This window comes from Methylopila sp. Yamaguchi, from assembly GCF_002897035.1.
Lineage (GTDB): Bacteria > Pseudomonadota > Alphaproteobacteria > Rhizobiales > Methylopilaceae > Methylopila.
Window position 1 is genome coordinate 116,946 of record NZ_BAUX01000006.1, and the last position, 16,274, is coordinate 133,219.

22 protein-coding genes are annotated in these 16,274 nt (G+C 69.3%); 9 read left to right on the forward strand and 13 right to left on the reverse strand.

Going from position 1 to position 16,274, the window contains the following annotated elements; translation table 11 throughout:
• Positions 1-9: 9 nt before the first annotated feature.
• Positions 10-684: a TetR/AcrR family transcriptional regulator gene (locus tag METY_RS08900; protein WP_103121033.1), complete on the reverse strand. Its 675-nt coding sequence runs from the start codon at positions 682-684 to the stop codon at positions 10-12.
• Between the two features lie 80 nt (positions 685-764).
• On the opposite strand from METY_RS08900, the gene METY_RS08905 reads away from it, so the two are divergent.
• Complete coding sequence (locus METY_RS08905; RefSeq protein WP_103121034.1) at positions 765-1,502, forward strand: SDR family NAD(P)-dependent oxidoreductase; 738 nt, start codon at positions 765-767, stop codon at positions 1,500-1,502.
• Between the two features lie 129 nt (positions 1,503-1,631).
• Here the strand turns inward: METY_RS08905 and METY_RS08910 are convergent, their stop codons facing one another.
• From METY_RS08910 to METY_RS08920, 3 genes are read right to left on the reverse strand one after another with little or no spacing between them, the layout of a single operon-like run.
• Positions 1,632-1,967 carry an Atu4866 domain-containing protein gene (locus METY_RS08910; protein ID WP_103121035.1) on the reverse strand — a complete coding sequence of 112 codons (336 nt, stop codon included), beginning with the start codon at positions 1,965-1,967 and terminating at the stop codon, positions 1,632-1,634.
• Positions 1,968-2,013: 46 nt separating this feature from the next.
• On the reverse strand, positions 2,014-2,565 hold the full coding sequence (locus tag METY_RS08915; protein ID WP_103121036.1) for a nuclear transport factor 2 family protein: 552 nt from the start codon (positions 2,563-2,565) through the stop codon (positions 2,014-2,016).
• 56 nt (positions 2,566-2,621) lie between these two features.
• Positions 2,622-3,185: a YybH family protein gene (locus METY_RS08920; RefSeq protein WP_103121037.1), complete on the reverse strand. Its 564-nt coding sequence runs from the start codon at positions 3,183-3,185 to the stop codon at positions 2,622-2,624.
• Positions 3,186-3,347: 162 nt separating this feature from the next.
• On the opposite strand from METY_RS08920, the gene METY_RS08925 reads away from it, so the two are divergent.
• On the forward strand, positions 3,348-4,238 hold the full coding sequence (locus tag METY_RS08925) for a LysR family transcriptional regulator (protein WP_103121038.1): 891 nt from the start codon (positions 3,348-3,350) through the stop codon (positions 4,236-4,238).
• A 132-nt stretch (positions 4,239-4,370) separates the two neighbouring features.
• Here the strand turns inward: METY_RS08925 and METY_RS08930 are convergent, their stop codons facing one another.
• The gene (locus METY_RS08930) at positions 4,371-4,754 is read right to left on the reverse strand and encodes a nuclear transport factor 2 family protein (RefSeq protein ID WP_103121039.1); all 384 of its coding nucleotides are present in this window, start codon (positions 4,752-4,754) and stop codon (positions 4,371-4,373) included.
• A gap of 27 nt (positions 4,755-4,781) precedes the next feature.
• Positions 4,782-5,174 carry a RidA family protein gene (locus METY_RS08935; RefSeq protein WP_103121040.1) on the reverse strand — a complete coding sequence of 131 codons (393 nt, stop codon included), beginning with the start codon at positions 5,172-5,174 and terminating at the stop codon, positions 4,782-4,784.
• Between the two features lie 294 nt (positions 5,175-5,468).
• Here METY_RS08935 and METY_RS08940 point away from each other — a divergent pair, with 294 nt between their 5' ends.
• Positions 5,469-5,618, forward strand: a complete 150-nt coding sequence (locus METY_RS08940; protein ID WP_103121041.1) for a lmo0937 family membrane protein — start codon at positions 5,469-5,471, stop codon at positions 5,616-5,618.
• Positions 5,619-5,657: 39 nt separating this feature from the next.
• Entirely contained in the window at positions 5,658-6,014 is a 357-nt protein-coding gene (locus METY_RS08945) for an arsenate reductase (RefSeq protein WP_103121042.1), read from the forward strand.
• On the opposite strand, the gene METY_RS08950 is transcribed toward METY_RS08945, so the two are convergent.
• Both METY_RS08950 and METY_RS08955 read right to left on the reverse strand, forming a co-directional pair.
• Entirely contained in the window at positions 6,004-6,477 is a 474-nt protein-coding gene (locus tag METY_RS08950; RefSeq protein WP_103121043.1) for a YbaK/EbsC family protein, read from the reverse strand. The two genes, METY_RS08945 and METY_RS08950, sit on opposite strands and share 11 nt — an antisense overlap.
• Before the next feature lie 66 nt (positions 6,478-6,543).
• Positions 6,544-6,966: a L,D-transpeptidase gene (locus METY_RS08955; RefSeq protein ID WP_103121044.1), complete on the reverse strand. Its 423-nt coding sequence runs from the start codon at positions 6,964-6,966 to the stop codon at positions 6,544-6,546.
• A 200-nt stretch (positions 6,967-7,166) separates the two neighbouring features.
• Here METY_RS08955 and METY_RS08960 point away from each other — a divergent pair, with 200 nt between their 5' ends.
• From METY_RS08960 to METY_RS08980, 5 genes are all read left to right on the forward strand, one after another.
• Complete coding sequence (locus METY_RS08960) at positions 7,167-7,736, forward strand: NnrU family protein (RefSeq protein ID WP_103121045.1); 570 nt, start codon at positions 7,167-7,169, stop codon at positions 7,734-7,736.
• 123 nt (positions 7,737-7,859) lie between these two features.
• On the forward strand, positions 7,860-8,534 hold the full coding sequence (locus METY_RS08965; protein ID WP_103121046.1) for a tetratricopeptide repeat protein: 675 nt from the start codon (positions 7,860-7,862) through the stop codon (positions 8,532-8,534).
• Between the two features lie 68 nt (positions 8,535-8,602).
• Positions 8,603-8,827, forward strand: coding sequence for a hypothetical protein (locus METY_RS08970; RefSeq protein WP_103121047.1), 225 nt, complete (start codon positions 8,603-8,605; stop codon positions 8,825-8,827).
• Positions 8,828-8,937: 110 nt separating this feature from the next.
• Entirely contained in the window at positions 8,938-10,272 is a 1,335-nt protein-coding gene (der, locus tag METY_RS08975; RefSeq protein WP_103121048.1) for a ribosome biogenesis GTPase Der, read from the forward strand.
• A 106-nt stretch (positions 10,273-10,378) separates the two neighbouring features.
• Positions 10,379-11,509, forward strand: a complete 1,131-nt coding sequence (locus METY_RS08980; protein WP_146035700.1) for a polysaccharide pyruvyl transferase family protein — start codon at positions 10,379-10,381, stop codon at positions 11,507-11,509.
• Between the two features lie 25 nt (positions 11,510-11,534).
• Here the strand turns inward: METY_RS08980 and METY_RS08985 are convergent, their stop codons facing one another.
• From METY_RS08985 to METY_RS09005, 5 genes are all read right to left on the reverse strand, one after another.
• A complete protein-coding gene (locus METY_RS08985; RefSeq protein WP_103121050.1) occupies positions 11,535-12,500 on the reverse strand; it encodes a Bug family tripartite tricarboxylate transporter substrate binding protein in 966 nt (321 codons plus the stop codon).
• 99 nt (positions 12,501-12,599) lie between these two features.
• Positions 12,600-13,334, reverse strand: a complete 735-nt coding sequence (locus METY_RS08990) for a hypothetical protein (RefSeq protein ID WP_244593575.1) — start codon at positions 13,332-13,334, stop codon at positions 12,600-12,602.
• A 106-nt stretch (positions 13,335-13,440) separates the two neighbouring features.
• Positions 13,441-14,232 carry an ABC transporter permease gene (locus METY_RS08995; protein ID WP_103121157.1) on the reverse strand — a complete coding sequence of 264 codons (792 nt, stop codon included), beginning with the start codon at positions 14,230-14,232 and terminating at the stop codon, positions 13,441-13,443.
• A gap of 92 nt (positions 14,233-14,324) precedes the next feature.
• Complete coding sequence (locus METY_RS09000) at positions 14,325-15,122, reverse strand: ABC transporter ATP-binding protein (RefSeq protein WP_103121051.1); 798 nt, start codon at positions 15,120-15,122, stop codon at positions 14,325-14,327.
• Positions 15,123-15,242: 120 nt separating this feature from the next.
• Positions 15,243-16,250: a YVTN family beta-propeller repeat protein gene (locus METY_RS09005; protein ID WP_200819635.1), complete on the reverse strand. Its 1,008-nt coding sequence runs from the start codon at positions 16,248-16,250 to the stop codon at positions 15,243-15,245.
• Positions 16,251-16,274: the final 24 nt, after the last annotated feature.

A 16,274-nucleotide genomic window follows, 5' to 3' on the forward strand; every position in this document is an offset into this window, starting at 1 on the left:
AACGCGGTTCTAGTCCTCGTTCTCATGATCGATGGCGGCGGTGATGCGGTCCCAGCCGGCCAGGGCGAGTTCCGCGACAGCCGCGAGCTCGGCCCGATCCGCTCCGTCGCGGGCGCGGATCGCCATGCCGCTTTGCACCGTCTGCACCAGTCTTGCCAGCTTTGTCGTGTCCACGATCGCCGGCAGATCGCCGTCGCCCTTCGCTTGGTCGAAGCGCGCCTTGAGGATGTCGAAGCCTCCCGCGCGGGTGGCTCGCATAAGATCGCCGAGTTCGGCATGGCCTTCGCCGCCCACCGTGGCGAGCGTCGCCATGCAGCCGTGCGGCAGATCGCAGTCCGCGCCCGTCATGGCGACGGCGGAATCCTGGAGGAAGGCCAGCGCCGCTTCTCTCGCGGTCGCCGCTTTCCGGAAGCGGGTCCAGACCAGCCCCTCATAGGTCGCGCAATAGTGCTGAAGCGCTTCGGCGTAGAGCGCGTCCTTCGAGCCGAAGGCCGCGTAGAGGCTCTTCGTCCCGATCCCCATCGCCTCGGTCAGATCGGCGACCGAGGCGGCCTCGAATCCTCTGATCCAGAACAGCCGCATCGCGGCGACCAGCGCTTGCTGGCGGTCGAACTCTCGCGGCCGGCCGCGTACGGGACGCGTCGGCGACGGAGGCGCTGGTGCTGCGGCGTCATTGTGCATCATTCACTGCATAAATCTGTTGACCGCATGCCGCAACCGACCTACCGATTTATGCATCGACCGCTGCATAAAAGGAATCCGTCGTGGATCTGATTGGAAAACGCGCCTTGGTGACCGGGGGTTCGCGGGGCATAGGGGCGGCGATCGCGCTCGCGCTCGCGGAGAACGGGGCCGATGTCGCCTTTACTTACCAGCGCTCGGCGGAACGGGCTGCGACGGTGGTTCGTTCCATCGAGGACAACGACCGGCGTGGACTCGCCATCCAGGCGGACAGCGCCGACCCCGACGCCATACGCCGGGCCGTCGCCCAGACGGTCGGCGCGCTCGGCGGACTCGACATCCTCGTCAACAGCGCGGGCGTCGCGATCGCCGGGATGACCGCCGATCTGTCGCTGGCCGATCTGCAGACCATGCTCGACGTCAATGTTCGCGGGCCGGTGCTGTTCGCCCAGGCGGCGATACCGCACCTCGCGGCCGGAGGCCGGATCGTCTCCATCGGCTCGTCCTTGGCCGAGCGCGTGCCGTTTCCCGGCGTCACGGCCTACGCGATGTCGAAGTCGGCGCTTCTGGCGTTCACGCGAGGTCTTTCGCGGGAGCTCGGCCCTCAAGGCGTCACGGTCAACCTCGTTCTGCCGGGCTCGACCGACACGGACATGAATCCGGCTGACGGCGAGAACGCCGACTATCAGCGGAGTCTCACGTCCCTGGGCCGCTTCGGCGAGCCTCGCGAGGTCGCGAGCGCCGTCGCGTTCCTGGCCAGTCCCGCGGCCTGCCTGATCACGGGCGCGGTCCTCAACGTGGACGGCGGCTTCGCGGCCTGAGCCTGGGCCTGACCGGATGAGCGCCGAGCGACCCGGGGTGGTGCGGGTCGCGCCCCGCAACGGGCTCGCTGGCCCGCCACGAAGTCCGCCACCGCGCCGAGCGGCGGAGGCGCAAGGCGATGAGAGCGCCTAGCGCCTTGCGGCGGGATCCACGCGACGGCGCAGGACCATGCCGCCGTGATGCAAAGTGTCGGGGTCCACGAAGTCGCCGTCGGCGGTGAAGCCGGTGTCGTCCCAATACTCGATATGAGTCCCGGTCACTTCGTACCGGCCCTCGTAGGCGCGCTCGCGTACGCCCCGCGCCTCGACATAGCGGCCGGTCGTCAGAAGCTCGTGACGCACGCGGCCGTCGTCCGTCACCCACATGCCGGCATAGGGGGGGTCGGTTCGCATGGCGGCCTCCTCCGCGTGTGCTGATTGGGTCAAGAGGGCGGCGGTCGTCAGGACGGCAAGCGCGTGGCGCATGGTCAGCTCCTAGAGTTCTGCTGTGGCTGTCGGCTGCGTAAGCCGGCTATTGCGCGCGCGGCTCGTTGTTCTCGACGACCTGCTGGTAGGCGGCGAGATCCAGGAACGCCTCGGCCTCGACGACCAGGCCGTCCTTCATCCGCAGCATCCAGAGGAACCGGTTGCGGTAGGGCGCGCCCGAGGTCGTCGTCGCTGACCCGTCGAAGCGGATGAGGACCGTGTCGCCGACGGCGTAGATGCCGCGCACCTCAGGGACGACCGGCGTGGCGAGACGGCTCGTGAGGGGTTTCGACGCCCGCTCGACGAAGTCGGCCTGGTTGCGGTACGTGCCAGCGACCGGGCCTGAGCCGTGGATTGTCCAGACGACGTCGGGGGCGAGGAGCGCGGCGAAGACGTAGGTTCCGCCACGCCATTTCTCGAAGGCGTCGCGGACGATGGCCTTGTTCCGCATTTCGACCGAGGTGTCGTGTGTCTCCGCGCCCGGCTCGGACGCCGTGATTTCGGCGTGCGCCGGCCCGATGACGGCGAGGAGCGCCAAGGGCAAAAGCAGCCCGCGGCCCGCGACGGCAAGGCGGGAGCGCAGCAATGAGATGGTCATGGGATCGGTCCTTTCGCTGGCACGCGGGGGGGGGGGTCTCGTCTCGTCGTGGTCGATCAGAAGCCGAAGAGGCGCTCGGACTCGTCGGGCGTGATGCGGCGTGTGCTGTTGTGCTCGCGCACGATCTTCCAGGCGGCGCCCGTGCATCGCCACACCAGCGTCGAGCGTGCGCGGATCGCGACGATCGGCTGGCCTTCGGCGGGCTCGAGCCGCGCCGCGAACTCGAGCGTTGTGGTCGCCAGATCGCCGCGGACGATCGTCTCCGGACCGTCCAGGACGAGGTGGTGGGCGCGGCGCAGCGCCTGAAACGATCGCTCCCACAGCGCGCGGTACTCCTCGGCCGAGCGGGCGATCCGGTGATCGGGAGCCATGTCGTCATAGAGCGCGACGTCATCGGCCTCCCAGTCGTAGTACTTCCCGAGCTTCTCCCGGAAGTTCCAGGACTGGCCGGCGACGGGCTTGTCCCAGCCGACGAGGATCCACTCCTTGTGAAGTTCGGGGGCCGAACTCGCGCCTGAAGCGGCGCATTGCGCGGCGGGCGCCGATTGCGCCTGCGCCGCGATGGGGGCTGCGAGCGTGATGGTTCCGGCGGCGATGAGCGAGGACAGGCGGACACGCATCTCGTTCTCCTTCGACGTCAGGCGCAGCGAGCTACGGACGCTTGCTGCGGAACCGAGGGACCGCTGCGAGGCATGCAGCGCGTCGTGGAACGAGAACTAGAGATGGCCGGCGGAGCGAACAATTTGCCCAATCGTGACTGCGCCGGTAACATCAGATTACCAATGTCAGTCGATCTTGCCGGACTTTCCGTCTTCCTGGCTGTCGCGGAGACGCGGAGCTTTCGCGCGGCCGCCGAGCGGCTCGGCGTGACCCGGCCAGCCGTCAGCCAGACCCTTCGTCGGCTCGAGGATCGCCTCGGCGTCGCGCTGGTGCAGCGGACGACGCGCAGCGTCAGCCTGACCGAGGCCGGCGAGCAGCTGTTCCAACGCGTCGCGCCGGCGATCGCCGAAGTCGGCCTCGCTTTGGACGCCGCAGCGGATCGGGACAGCGCGCCGAGCGGCCTTCTGCGGCTCGCCGTGTCCTCGATCGCGGAGCGGTTCATCTCGGGGCCGCTGCTCGCGGGCTTCACCGAGGCCTATCCGGCGGTTCAGATCGACGTGACCGTCACGGACGAGGAGTTCGACATCGTCGCGGAGGGCTACGACGCCGGCGTGCGGCTCGGCGAGGTGATCGACCAGGACATGATCGCAATCCCGGTGTCGGGCGAGCAGCGCCAGACCGTGGTCGCCGCGCCGGCCTATATCGAGCGCTTCGGCGCGCCGTCGCATCCGTCCGAGCTGGCGCGGCATCGCTGCATCGGCTGGCGTCCCGCGCCCCAGACGGCGCCCTACCGCTGGGAGTTCGGCGAGGGCGGGCGGGAGTACGACGTCGCCGTCAATCCCGAGATCACCACCAACGACATGTGGCTGATGATCCGCACGGCCTGCGCCGGGGGAGGGATCACCTTCGGCATGGAAGAGACCTTCAGGCCCTACGTCGCCTCCGGTCAGCTGGTCCCTCTGCTCGAAGATTATTGCCCGCCCTTCGCGGGCTTCTTCCTCTACTTCCCCAACCGCCGGAATCTCGCCCCGAAGCTTCGGGCGCTGGTCGACCATGTGAAGCGGTCGCGATAGCGACGAAGGACCAACCCCTCTGCGCCGCCGTAATCGCACCGGCGAACGAGCGCGCCGTTTGCGGGATCGCCGCCGCGCCGCCCCTCCGGAGAGGGAAGTTCAAGGTTCTGATCGCCGGCCCCATGGCGACGATCAGAACATGCCGTTCGCGTTGGCCGCATGGTCGGGCACAATCTGCAGCACATCCAAGTGCTCGACGATCTTCCCCTGATCATCGAGCCTGAAGATATCGATGCCTGCGTAGTCATGATCGCCGGGCCAGCGCTGCAGGCAGTGAAGGACGACGTAGTCGTCCTCGGCCACCGCCCGCTTGATCTCGACGTGTTTGCCCGGCCACTCCCGGGCCATGCGCTCGAAATAGGCGATGAAGCCATTCTTGCCGCTCGCCACATGCGGATTGTGCTGGATGTACTCGTCGCCGACGAAGCGCTCCACCGCCTCGGCGGGTCGGAAGGCGTTGAACATCAGCTCATAGAAAGCGATCACGTTCGCCTTGTTGCGCCGCGGATCATGCACGACCGGCTCCTCTCCGCCGATTGACGTTCAGCCGGAAATGCGGGCGATGACCTTGATCTCGAAGTCGAAACCGGCCAGCCAGTTCACCCCGACCGCCGTCCAGTTCGGATAGGGCGGCTCCGGGAAGACTTCGCTCTTGACCTGCATGATCGTGCCGAACTGGCGTTCAGGATCGGTGTGGAAAGTCGTGACGTCGACGATGTCGTCCAGCCCGCATCCGCCCGCCTGCAGAGTGGCCTCGAGATTGGCGAAGGCCAGGCGAACCTGAGCCTCGAAGTCCGGTTCGGGAGAGCCGTCGCTGCGGCTGCCGACCTGACCGGACACGAACAGGAGATCGCCGGATCGGATCGCGGCGGAGTAGGTCTGCGACGTGTAGAGGTCCTGCCGCCCTGCGGGGAAAACGGCGTCACGCTGGCTCATCTTGATGTCTCCTATCGTGGACCGCCGAAAGCGGCGCCGATGGGCCGGGCCCTCAGGCGCGCGCCCACGCTCGAAGACGCATTGAAGCACGGCCCGGGCTGAGCGGACGACAAACGAGTTCCTCGCTTGGCCCTTTGCGGCGCCCGGCGGAACATGCCGCGACCCCCTGCGCGAAACGTCTGCAGCCCAGGGCGCCCCCGGAACCACAGCGCCGCCGCATGCGTTCACGCAACGGTGAGGGGTTAGAAGGGCCGGGCGTTTCAGCGGCGGCCCCGCTCAGGGAGGTGCTCCGCTATGCTTTGGACCATTATCGCGGTTCTGTTCGTTCTCTGGATCCTCGGCTTCGGCGTGTTCCACGTCGCCGGCGGCCTGATCCATCTTCTGCTCGTCGTCGCAGCCATCGTTCTGGTGCTGCAGCTGATCAACGGGCGCCGTACGATCTGACGGACGGTCGCCTGGCCGTCCCGATCTCAGGGGAAGGCCATGACGACGGCGGTCACGATCTACGGCATCAAAGCCTGTGACACGATGAAGAAGGCGCGCGCTTGGCTAGAGGCCGAGGGCGCGCCTTTTCAGTTTCACGACTACAAGACCGCCGGCGCGCCGCGGGAGAAGCTTGAGGCCTGGGCCGCGGAGGTCGGCTGGGAGACGCTGCTCAACCGGGCCGGCACGACGTTCCGCGGCTTGCCCGACGAAGACAAGCAGGGGCTGGACGAGGCCAAAGCTCTTGCGCTGATGGAGGCGAAGCCCTCTCTCATCAAGCGGCCGGTGCTGGAAGGCGCGGGCAGGCTTGTGGTGGGCTTCAAGCCCGAGACCTACGCCGCAGCGTTCAGGCGCTGACCGGCACCTCCGACACGTCCACCCACTCCGCGCCGACGATCTCGGCCATGCGCTCCGGCGCTACGGCGAGCGAGCTGCGGGAGGAGCCGGCGGCGGGGATCACGGTCTCATAGGCCTTCAGAGACACGTCGCAGTAGACCGGCAGCGGCGTGGCGAGCCCGAACGGACAGACGCCTCCGACGGGATGGCCGGTCAAGGCCGCGACCTCCTCCAGTCCCAGCATCCGCGGCTTTCCGCCGAACGCCGCCTTGGCCTTCTTGTTGTCGAGCCGCGCGTCGCCGCGGGTCACGACCAGCAGCACCCGCTCGCCCACCCGGAGCGACAGCGTCTTCGCGATCTGCCCCGGCGCGCAGCCATGCGCGGCGGCCGCCTCCGGCACGGTCGCCGTGCTGACCTGGTGCTCGACCACCGCGATGTCGGGCGCATGCTCGGCGATGAACGCGCGGACGCTGTCGAGGCTCACGGGGCGACGCTCCGGATGAGGGGGGAGGGGGCCGACCCTAGCCGATCCCGCGCCGCGCGCCACCCGTCAGCGGACGATGACCACCTTTGCGTTCGCCAGCCCGCGGGCGCGCACCAGAGCGTAGAAAATGGCGGCGTTCTTCGGATGCAGGCGGACGCAGCCGTGGCTCGCGGGCCGTCCGAGCGAGCGCACGTAGCCTGTCGCATGGATGGCGTAGCCGCCGTAGAAGAACACCGAATGCGGCATCGGCGACATGTCGTATTTGCGCGAGTACCACATCCGCTCGGTTCGGATCGGCCGCCAGCTGCCGGTCGGCGTCACGAAGCCGCGCCGGGCCGTGGAGACCGGCCAGGAATAGGCGAGGGTCCCGTCGACGGTCACGTCCACCCGCTGCTGCGAGAGGCTGACCCTTGCGATGACGGAGGCCTGCGCCGGCGCGCACATGAAAGCAGCCGCGACGGCGATCGCAGCGAACAACGTCCTGACCATGAGAGCACACCCCGAAACGCCGCAACCTGCGGTTCCGCGACTGTGGCGTAAATGAGGCGAACTGTCGAATCGCGCTGGTGGGGCCGGAGACGCCAGGCCTGATTTCGCGCTGCAGCCGGGCGGACGGCTTCGGGGCCAGCGCGTCGACGACGCTCCAAAGAGCCTTTAGATTTAACCCGTTCCAGACGGGTGGGGCTGCGATGGCGATTCTGGCGTTCGGGTTGGCGCTCTTTCTCGGAACGCACCTCTTCACACGGGCGGCGGGGCTTCGCGCCGCCCTCGTCGCCCGGCTCGGCGAGACCGGCTACAAGGGGCTCTACTCGCTTGCGTCCGCGGTCGGGCTGGCGGCGATCATCTACGGCTACAGCCACGCGCCCGCCGTCGCGCTCTGGAGCCCGCCGGGCTGGACGCGCCACATCCCGATCACGCTGATGTGGCCGGCGTTCGTTCTGCTGCTCGCCGCCTATCTGCCGGGCAAAATCCGGGAGCGCGCCAAGCATCCCATGCTTGCGGCGGTGAAGCTCTGGGCCTTCTCCCATCTCTGCGCCAACGGCGATCTCCCCAGCGTCCTGCTGTTCGGCGGCTTCCTCGCTTACGGGGTGATCGCCCGCATCCTGCTGAAGCGCCACGAACGCGCGCACGGCGCCCCGGCGCGCCGGGGATCGTGGCAGAACGACGTGGTGGCGGTCGCGCTCGGCACGGTGCTGTACGCCTTGTTCGGGGCGTTCCTGCACGCGGTCCTGATCGGCGTGCCGGCTTTCATCCTGTAGGGGCCGCCGCGCAAAGCGTTTGCCGCCGCGGGGGCGCGCCGCTATGGTGCGCGCCGCGCCGGGGGCGGCTTCGCCCCGCGGCCGCGCGTGCGTTTTCAAGACGTCAGGATTGCGTAAGGCCAGATGACCGACATTTTCCATGAGGTCCAGGACGACCTCCGCCGCGAGCGCATGAAGGCGCTGTGGGATCGGTTCGGATGGCTGGTCGTCTCCGTCGCAGTGCTGATTGTCGTCGGCGTCGGCGGGTGGCGCGGCTACGAGTACTACCAGGGTCGGCAAGCCCAGGCCGCAGGAGACCGTTACCAGGCGGCGAGCCGGCTTGCGGCCGACGGCAAGACCGACGAGGCGCGCGCCGCCTTCGCGAGCCTGGCGGCCGACGGCCCGAAGGGCTACCAGGCCCTGGCCCGTTTGCGTGAGGCCGACGTGGCGACGACCAAGGACCCGGCCGGCGCCCTCAAGATCTACGAAGGCGTGGCGAACGACGGCGGGGTCGATTCCCTGCTGCGCGACGCCGCTCGCGTGCGCGGCGGCTACATCGCCGTCGATCATGCCGCAGCCGCGGACGTGCGCCGGCTTGTCGAGCCGCTTGCGGTCGACGCCAGCCCGTGGCGGCATACGGCGCGCGAACTGATCGGCCTCGCGGCCTTCAAGGCGAACGACGTTACGGAAGCCCGCCGTCAGTTCGAGGCGATCGTGGCCGACGCCGAGGCGCCCGCGGGCGCGCGGCAGCGCGCCGACCTGATGCTTGCGGTGCTGCCGCCGGCCGCGCCGGCGCCCGCCGCCAAGGACGCGAAGTAAGTAAGTTCGTCGAGTGATGCTCCGGCCGGGGGACCACCGCCGGCCCGTTCAAGGGGGATGCCGCTTCCGTGACCGACCGTTCGAAACGTCTTCTGCGCCTGGCCGTCGTGGCGGCGCTCGCCGGCTCCGCCGCCGGTTGCGACACGCTCTCCAACATGAACCCCTTCGGCGAGAAGAAGACGCCGCTGGCGGGCGAGCGTCGCCCGGTTCCCCAGGTCGCGCCGAACCCGCCGGACACGGTGCCGCAGCCGCTCTCGGCGCTGCCGGCGCCCTCCGCCGCTTCGTTCGCCTGACCGCCTGACGGCCGCCTCTCGGCCGCCGGCGCGGATCAGGCGCCGGACCTGGGGTCTCCACCCAAGAAGGCCGCCGTCACGTGACAGATGCTCCCTCGCCCCTGCGTCCCATGCCGGTCGTCGCCGTCGTCGGGCGGCCGAACGTCGGCAAGTCGACGCTGTTCAACCGGCTCGTCGGCAAGCGGCTCGCGCTCGTCGACGACCGGCCGGGGGTGACGCGCGACCGCCGCGAGGGGGAAGGCCGCCTCGGCGACCTGACGTTCCGCATCGTCGACACCGCAGGCCTCGAGAACGCCGCAGAGGGCTCGCTCGAGGCCCGCATGCGGGCGCAGACCGAGGCGGCGATCACGGAAGCCGACATCATCCTGTTCATGGTGGACGCCCGCGCCGGCGTGACGGCGGACGACGAGCGCTTCGCCGACGTCGTGCGCCGCGCCATGCGCCCGGTCATCCTGCTCGCCAACAAGGCCGAAGGCCGGGCGGGCGTGGACGGCGCCTATGACTCCTATCGTCTCGGTCTCGGCGACCCGCTGCCGATCTCCGCCGAACATGCGGAAGGCCTCGGCGATCTCTACGACGCGCTTGCGGCGCTCATGCCTGAGCCGGACGACGAGGAGGACGCGGAAGGCGAGGGCGCTCCGCTGCGCATCGCCATCGTCGGCCGCCCCAACGCCGGCAAGTCCACGCTGGTGAACCGCCTCGTCGGCTCAGAGCGCATGCTGACGGGCCCGGAGGCCGGCATCACCCGCGATTCGGTCTCGATCGACTGGGAGTGGCGCGGCCGCCGCGTGCGGCTGGTCGACACCGCGGGCCTGCGCCGGAAGGCTCGGGTGATCGACAAGCTCGAGAAGCTCTCGGTCGCGGACGCGATTCGCTCGATCAAGTTCGCCGAGGTCGTCGTCGTGCTGCTCGACGCGACGATCCCGTTCGAGAAGCAGGACCTGTCGATCGCCGATCTGGTCACCCGCGAAGGGCGGGCGCTGGTCATCGGGCTCAACAAGTGGGACCTCGTCGAGAACCGCAACGAGCAGCTCAAAGCCCACGGCGAGTCGCTCGAGCGTCTGCTGCCGCAGGTGAAGGGCGTGACGCTTGCGCCGCTTTCCGGCCAGACCGGGGAGGGCGTGGACAGGCTGATGACCGCGATCGTCAAGACCCACGAGGTCTGGAACCGCCGCGTCTCGACCGCTGCCCTCAACCGCTGGCTGGAAGAGGTGCTCGAGCGGCATCCGCCGCCCGCGGTCGCCGGCAAGCGCATCAAGCTGCGTTACGCCACGCAGCCCAAAGCGCGGCCGCCGTACTTCGTCGTCTTCGGCACCCGCACGGAAGAGCTGCCGGACTCTTATGTCCGCTATCTCACCAACAGCCTGCGGGAAACCTTCGACCTGCCGGGCGTGCCGATCCGCGTGACGTTCCGCCAGCCGGACAATCCGTACGACAAGAAGTGAGCCATCGGTGTCGAAGCGCACGCGTTCGGAACAGTTTCAACGCGCGCTGCGGCCGATAACCGAATTTGTCGAACGTCGCCGGGTGGCGGCGCCGTCGCTTGCCAGCATGGATCGTGCGGGCCTTCGCGCCGCGGCGTTCGGCTTCTCCACCTACAACATCGGCGACGATGTCCAGTCCTATGCGGCGCTTGCGCGCCTGCCGCGACTCGACGCCCTGATCGCGCGCGACCGTATGGCGATCGAGGCTCTCGACGGTCCCCATCTCGCGATCTTCAATTCTTGGTTCAAGCAAGGGCAGGACTACCGTCTGCCGCATCGCTCGATCGAGCCGGAGCTGTTCGGATTCGCCCTGGGCGCGGACAAGTTGCTCACAAGCCCGTGGCGGGGATGGCTCGCGGCGCGGGGACCGGTCGGGGCGCGGGACACGGACAGCGTCGACCTTTTGAGGTCAGCCGGGATCGCCGCGGACTGGGCCGGCTGCCTGACCCTTTTCATTGGGAAGGGGCTGGCGCCGGTTCCCGCGTCGGAGCGGCGGGGCGTGCTCATCGTTGACCTGCCGCAGGAGGCGATCGACGCTCACGTGCCGGCGGAGTTGCGCGAGGGCGCCGAAATCATCAGCAACTTCCTTCCCGCTTTGATCCGTCTCGATCCGTTGATGCGGTTCGCGACGCTCGCGCGACTGCTCGAGCGGCTGCGGACGGCGAAGCTCGTTATCACTCGGCGGCTCCACATCGCGTTGCCGAGCGTAGGCTTCGGCACGCCTGTCGTGGCGCTGCCCGACAGCGACATCAGCAACGCCCGCCGTCGCTTCTCCGGCTTCGACGAATTCCTTCCGACCGCGTTCCTGGACGATGCGCCGGGGCTGGCGGCCCTCGACTGGTCGACCGTCCGGCCGTCGCGCATTCCGGCCTCTCTCGCCCGTTCCGAGGAAGCCTTGGAAAGCCGCCTCGCCGTCCGCTTTGGCCAGACGGCGCCGGCTCTGATCGCGCCGCTCTATGACGGAGCGCCGTTGACGCTGCGCAATCCCGGGCTCGGCCCGGAGCCGATGACGGTTACGCTCTCCATGCGCGGACTCCGCCGCGACTGCCGTCCGACGTGGTGGTCGACCGAACGGATCGAGCTGGACCTGCCCTGGTTCTCCGGCGTGGAGCGCTTCATGCTCGATGTGGCGGTGACGGCGCGGCGAACCCACGCCTCGACTCGCGTCGGCGCGCTTCCCGATCTGCTCCTGCGGTGAGCGCCAAAGCCGTTCGGCGCGCCTTTCAGATCAGGCCGGCGTCGCGGTAGAGCGCGGCGACGCGGTCGCGCTCGGTCTCTAGGAAGGCGGCGTAGGCTTCGCGCTTCAGCCGCAGCGGAAGCCAGTGCCGGCGCCCCAGGACGTTCGCCCAGGCCGGCGTCTCCAACAGCAGACTGACCGCTTCCGCGATCTGGCCGACCAGGCTGGGGTCCATGGTGTTCGGCGCGGCGAGGCCGCGCCAGTCCACAAGCTCCAGGTCGACGCCGCTTTCCCGGAAGGTCGGCGCGTTGAAGCCGTCGACGCGCGCGCCCGCCGAGATCGCGAGAGCGCGCACCGAGCCTCCCTTCAGCTGTTGCGCGTAGGCCGGCACGCCGCCCGCGACCACGCTGATCGCTCCGCTCATCAGCGCGCGGAACATCTCGCCCGGCTCGTCGATCGCGGTGTAGCGCAGCGCCCTCGGACCGAGTTGGTAGGCGCGCGCGAGCGACAGGCAGAGCATGTGGCTCGCGCTGCCGAGCTCCCGGCCGGCGATGAGGGTCCGCGACGGGTCGCGGCGGAGCGCGGCCGCGAGGTCATCGAGCGTCTGCAGCGGCGATTGCTCGGGCACCAGCAGCACGAGGTGTTCGCCGCAGACCCGCTGGACGGCGGCGGTGTCGTCGAGCGTGATCGCCCGCCTCGCGAGGATGGACGCCCCGAGCGTGCCGAGGCTCGTGGCGAGGAGCAGCGGCTTCGTCTTCGGAGTGTTGACGAAGCGCTCGAGCCCGACGACGCCGCCCTGGCCGGGCGCGTTGGTGACGGCGGCGGAGACCGCGCCGTTCATCTGGTTCAGGCCCTCGGCGAGGGCGCGGGCGACCTGGTCGAGGCTGTCGCCGAGCGAGGCCGGGGCGATGATCTCGACGGTCAGCGCCGCGTGGGCCGCGCGCGGCAGCGCGCCCGTCGCAAGGAGCGCCGCGATGGCGCGGCAGGCCGTGCGGCGGTCTGGAGCAAGCATGAGGAGGCCTTGGTGCTGCGCATGCGGCCCGCGCGTGGGCTGCGCGGGGAGGGCTGGGGTTCTCGCGCGCCGACGCGCCGCGTCAAGGGCGCGCCGCGGTCAGTCCATCCGGGCCTGGATCTCGCGGCCGAGCGTGAAGGCGAGCTGCTCCAGGATCACCGGGCTCTCGCAGACGTAAGTCAGGGCCTGCGAGCGCTCGTCGTAGATCCGGGTGTCCCAGTCGCGCGCCTGCTCCTTCTGCTGGAACTCGGGGGAGTTCTGCGTCGCCATGTCCTTGCGCTCGGAAGCGAGCTTGAGGCTCTCCTGCTTGATCTTCTCCGACAGCGCGCGCTGCTTGCGGGCGTAGCGCTCGATGCCGGCCAGGATGGCGGAACGCGTGGTGTTGAGCTCCTCGAAGGCGCCGGCGAAGAGCAGCGTCAGCTTGGCGTTCTTCTCCGCCCCCGCGTCCTTCGCGAACTTGTCGATCGCAGCGGCGGCCTCCTCCGGCTTCGTGCGGCGGGCGACGATGACCGGCACGAGGTCGGCCACGGCCTCGTCCTGCCGCCAGGTCTCGAGCGCCTGCTCGAGCGGAGGGCCGCTCCACATCTGGCCGTAGCCGAGCGCGCCGACCTTCGGCTGGATGCAGGGCCAGTCGGGATCGGCGGCGGCGCGGCGGTCGCCGCCGGGCTGCGCGGCGCGCGGCGTCGGCGCGGGCAGCGGAGTCTTGGGGCCATCGGCCGCGGGGGCGGCGGCCGGGGCCTGCGCGCCCTGGGCGAAGGCCTGCGGGGCGAGGCTCGCGCCTGCGAGCAACGCCGCGAGCGCCGCAGCGGTCAGGCGGCGAAGCGGAGTGGTCATCGGTCGTCTCCCGAAGCATCCGGCGGTTCGGGGAGCGCGCGCGACGCGCTTCCTCCGCCTTCTCGTTCTGTGGGGAACTTAAGCGCGAAACCGCGCGCCGCCAGCCTCATTTGGCCGCATCCGGCCCGCCTCGGCGGCCCGTCAGCCCGGCGGAGGGATCATAGGCGTAGATCGCGGCCAGCAGGCAGGCCGCGCCGAACCCCGAGACCACCGCAAGCGAAGTCCACTCGACCTGCCCATAGAGCGCGAAGCGGATCAGCTCGACGGCGTGGGTGAAGGGATTGTAGCTGCAGATGTGCCAGAGCAGCACGTTCGCCTGCTGGATCCGCCACAGCGGATAGAGCGCCGAGGAGGCGAAGAACATCGGGAAGATCACGAAGTTCATCACGCTGGCGAAGTTCTCGAGCTGCTTGAAGATCGACGACATCGCAAGCCCCATCGCGCCAAGCATCAGCCCGCTCAGGATCAGCGCCGGCAGCACGGTGAGGTAGCCCCACAGGCTGTCGGGCTGCACGTCCCAGAAGTAGGCGACGGCGAGGAACGCGTAGGCCTGGAGCAGCGACACCGCCACGCCCGCGACGAGCTTGGACACCAGCAGGAACCAGCGCGGGTAGGGGCTCACGAGCAGGATGCGCATAGCGCCGACCTCGCGGTCGTAGACCATGGAGAGCGACGACTGCAGCCCGTTGAACAGCTGGATCATCGCGATCAGTCCGGGCGCGATGTAGACCTCGTAGAGCACGTAGGTCTCGTAGGGCGGGATGATCGATACGCCCAAGGTCGCGCGAAAGCCGGCGGCGAAGATGAACAGCCACACCAGCGGCCGCACCAGCGCCGAGAGGAAGCGGCCGCGCTGGTGGACGAAGCGCAGGCTCTCGCGCCAGACGATGCCGCCCATGCAGACGAGATAGCCGCCGAAGCTGACGTCCCGCGCGGGCAGGAAATCGGGCGAGCGCTCGCTGAGCGCGACAGGGGCGCGGTCGACGAGGCTCATGCCGCTGTGTCCGTCTTGCGTTCGGCGGCCGTGTTCGGCCGTTCGGTCTCGGCCACGGCGGCCATGAAGGCGGTCCCGACGTCCTCGCTTCCGCCGCGGGCCCGCAGGTCGTCGATCCGGCCCTCCAGCAGCACGCGGCCCTTGTGCAGCACCACGACGCGGTCCGCCGCCTCGATCTCGTCCACCAGATGGGTCGCCCACAGCACGCCGATGCCGTCGTCGTCGATCAGCCGGCGCACCTCGTCGAGGATCGCCCGCCGCGACCCGATGTCGAGCCCGACCGTAGGCTCGTCGAGGAGCAGCAGGCCGGGCCCGTGCAACAGGGCGCGCGCGATCTCGACCCGTCGCATCTGCCCGCCTGAGAGCGCCCGGACCTTTTCCTTCGCGCGCGCCGCAAGTCCCACCCGCTCGAGAACGGCGAGGCTGCGTCGCCGCGCCTCGGACCGCCCGATGCCGTGCAGCGCGGCGTGGTAGAGCAGGTTCTGCAGGACGCTCAGCTCCAGGTCCAGCGTACGCGACTGGAACACGACCCCAAGCCGCGACAGCGCGCGGCTTGGCTGTTGACGGACGTCATGGCCAAGCACCGCGATCGCGCCGCTGCGGTTCTCGTAGAGCCGGGTGATGAGCGAGAACAGCGTGGTCTTGCCCGCGCCGTTCAGCCCCAACAGGGCGGTGAAGGCGCCCGAGGGCGCCGTGAGGCTCACGTCGTCCAGCGCCTTCTTCGCCCCGAAGGCGTGGGTGACCCCGGAGACGCGCAGCGCCGGAGCGCGCGTCTCGGCTGCGATTTCGCTCATGCCGTTTCCGCTTAGCCGTTCGGTGTTCAGGCCGTCGGTCCAGCGGGCTTAAGAGCCCGCGGGCTGGCGGAGGTTATGGCGCCCGGCTCTCGCAGGAAAACCGGGCGAAAAGACGAAGCTTCAGGGAACCGCGACCGCGCCCCAGGGCGAACGGCCGACGGTGACCGACTTCGTCACCTTGTCCGACGCCACGTCGACGATCGAGATGTCGTTCGAATTGCCGTTGGTCGTGTAGAGCCGCGACTCGTCGGGCGAGAAGGCGAGCTGCCACACGCGCTGGCCGACCAGCAGGTACTTCTTGACCGCGAAGGTCTCGGTGTCGACCACCGCGACGCGGTTGGCGGGTCCCAGCGCGACGAAGGCGGTCTTGCCGTCCTTGGTGATCTTGACGCCCACCGGCTGGATCGCTTCGGCGGTCACGCCCGGGATCTCGAAGGTGATCTTCTTGAGGATCTGGTGGGTCGCCGGATCGATCACAGAGACGGTGCCGCCCACCTCGGCCGAAACCCAGACCTGCTTGTTGTCGGCCCGGAACTCGGCCACGCGCGGACGGCTGTCGACCACGACGTTTTCGACGATCTGGTTGGTCGCCGTGTCGATGAAATGAGCCATGCTCGTCGTTTCGGACGTGTTCACGAGGATCTTGCCGTCGGGGCTGATTCCCATGCCCTCCGGCTCCACGCCCACCGGCACTTCCGCCAGCTTCTGCGCCGTGTTCACGTCGACGATCGTGACCATGTTGTCGTCTTCGTTGGCGATGTAGAGCGGGTTGCCCGAGGGGTGCAGAACGAACAGCTCCGGGTCGGGTCCCGAGGGCAGGGTCTTCACCAGCTTGTGGGTCGTGCTGTCGTAGACTTCGACGCGGTTGTCGTCGCTCGTGCAGACATAGATCAGCTTGCCGTCCGGGCTCGCGGTGATGCCGCGGGGGCGGCGGCCTGTCTTGATGGTCTCCACCACCTTCAGAGTCGCGCCGTCGATCACCGACATGGTGTGGTCGCGCTCGTTGCTGACGAAGATCTTCTCCGCCGAAGCCGGCCCTGCGAAGGCGAGCAGGGCGGCGGCGGCGGCGCCGGCGGACAGCAGCCGGGCGGTTCGGGAAGGCCTGCGGGGCGGCGCGTCGGTCGTCATGAGGTCTCTCCGGGAGAGGGCGCG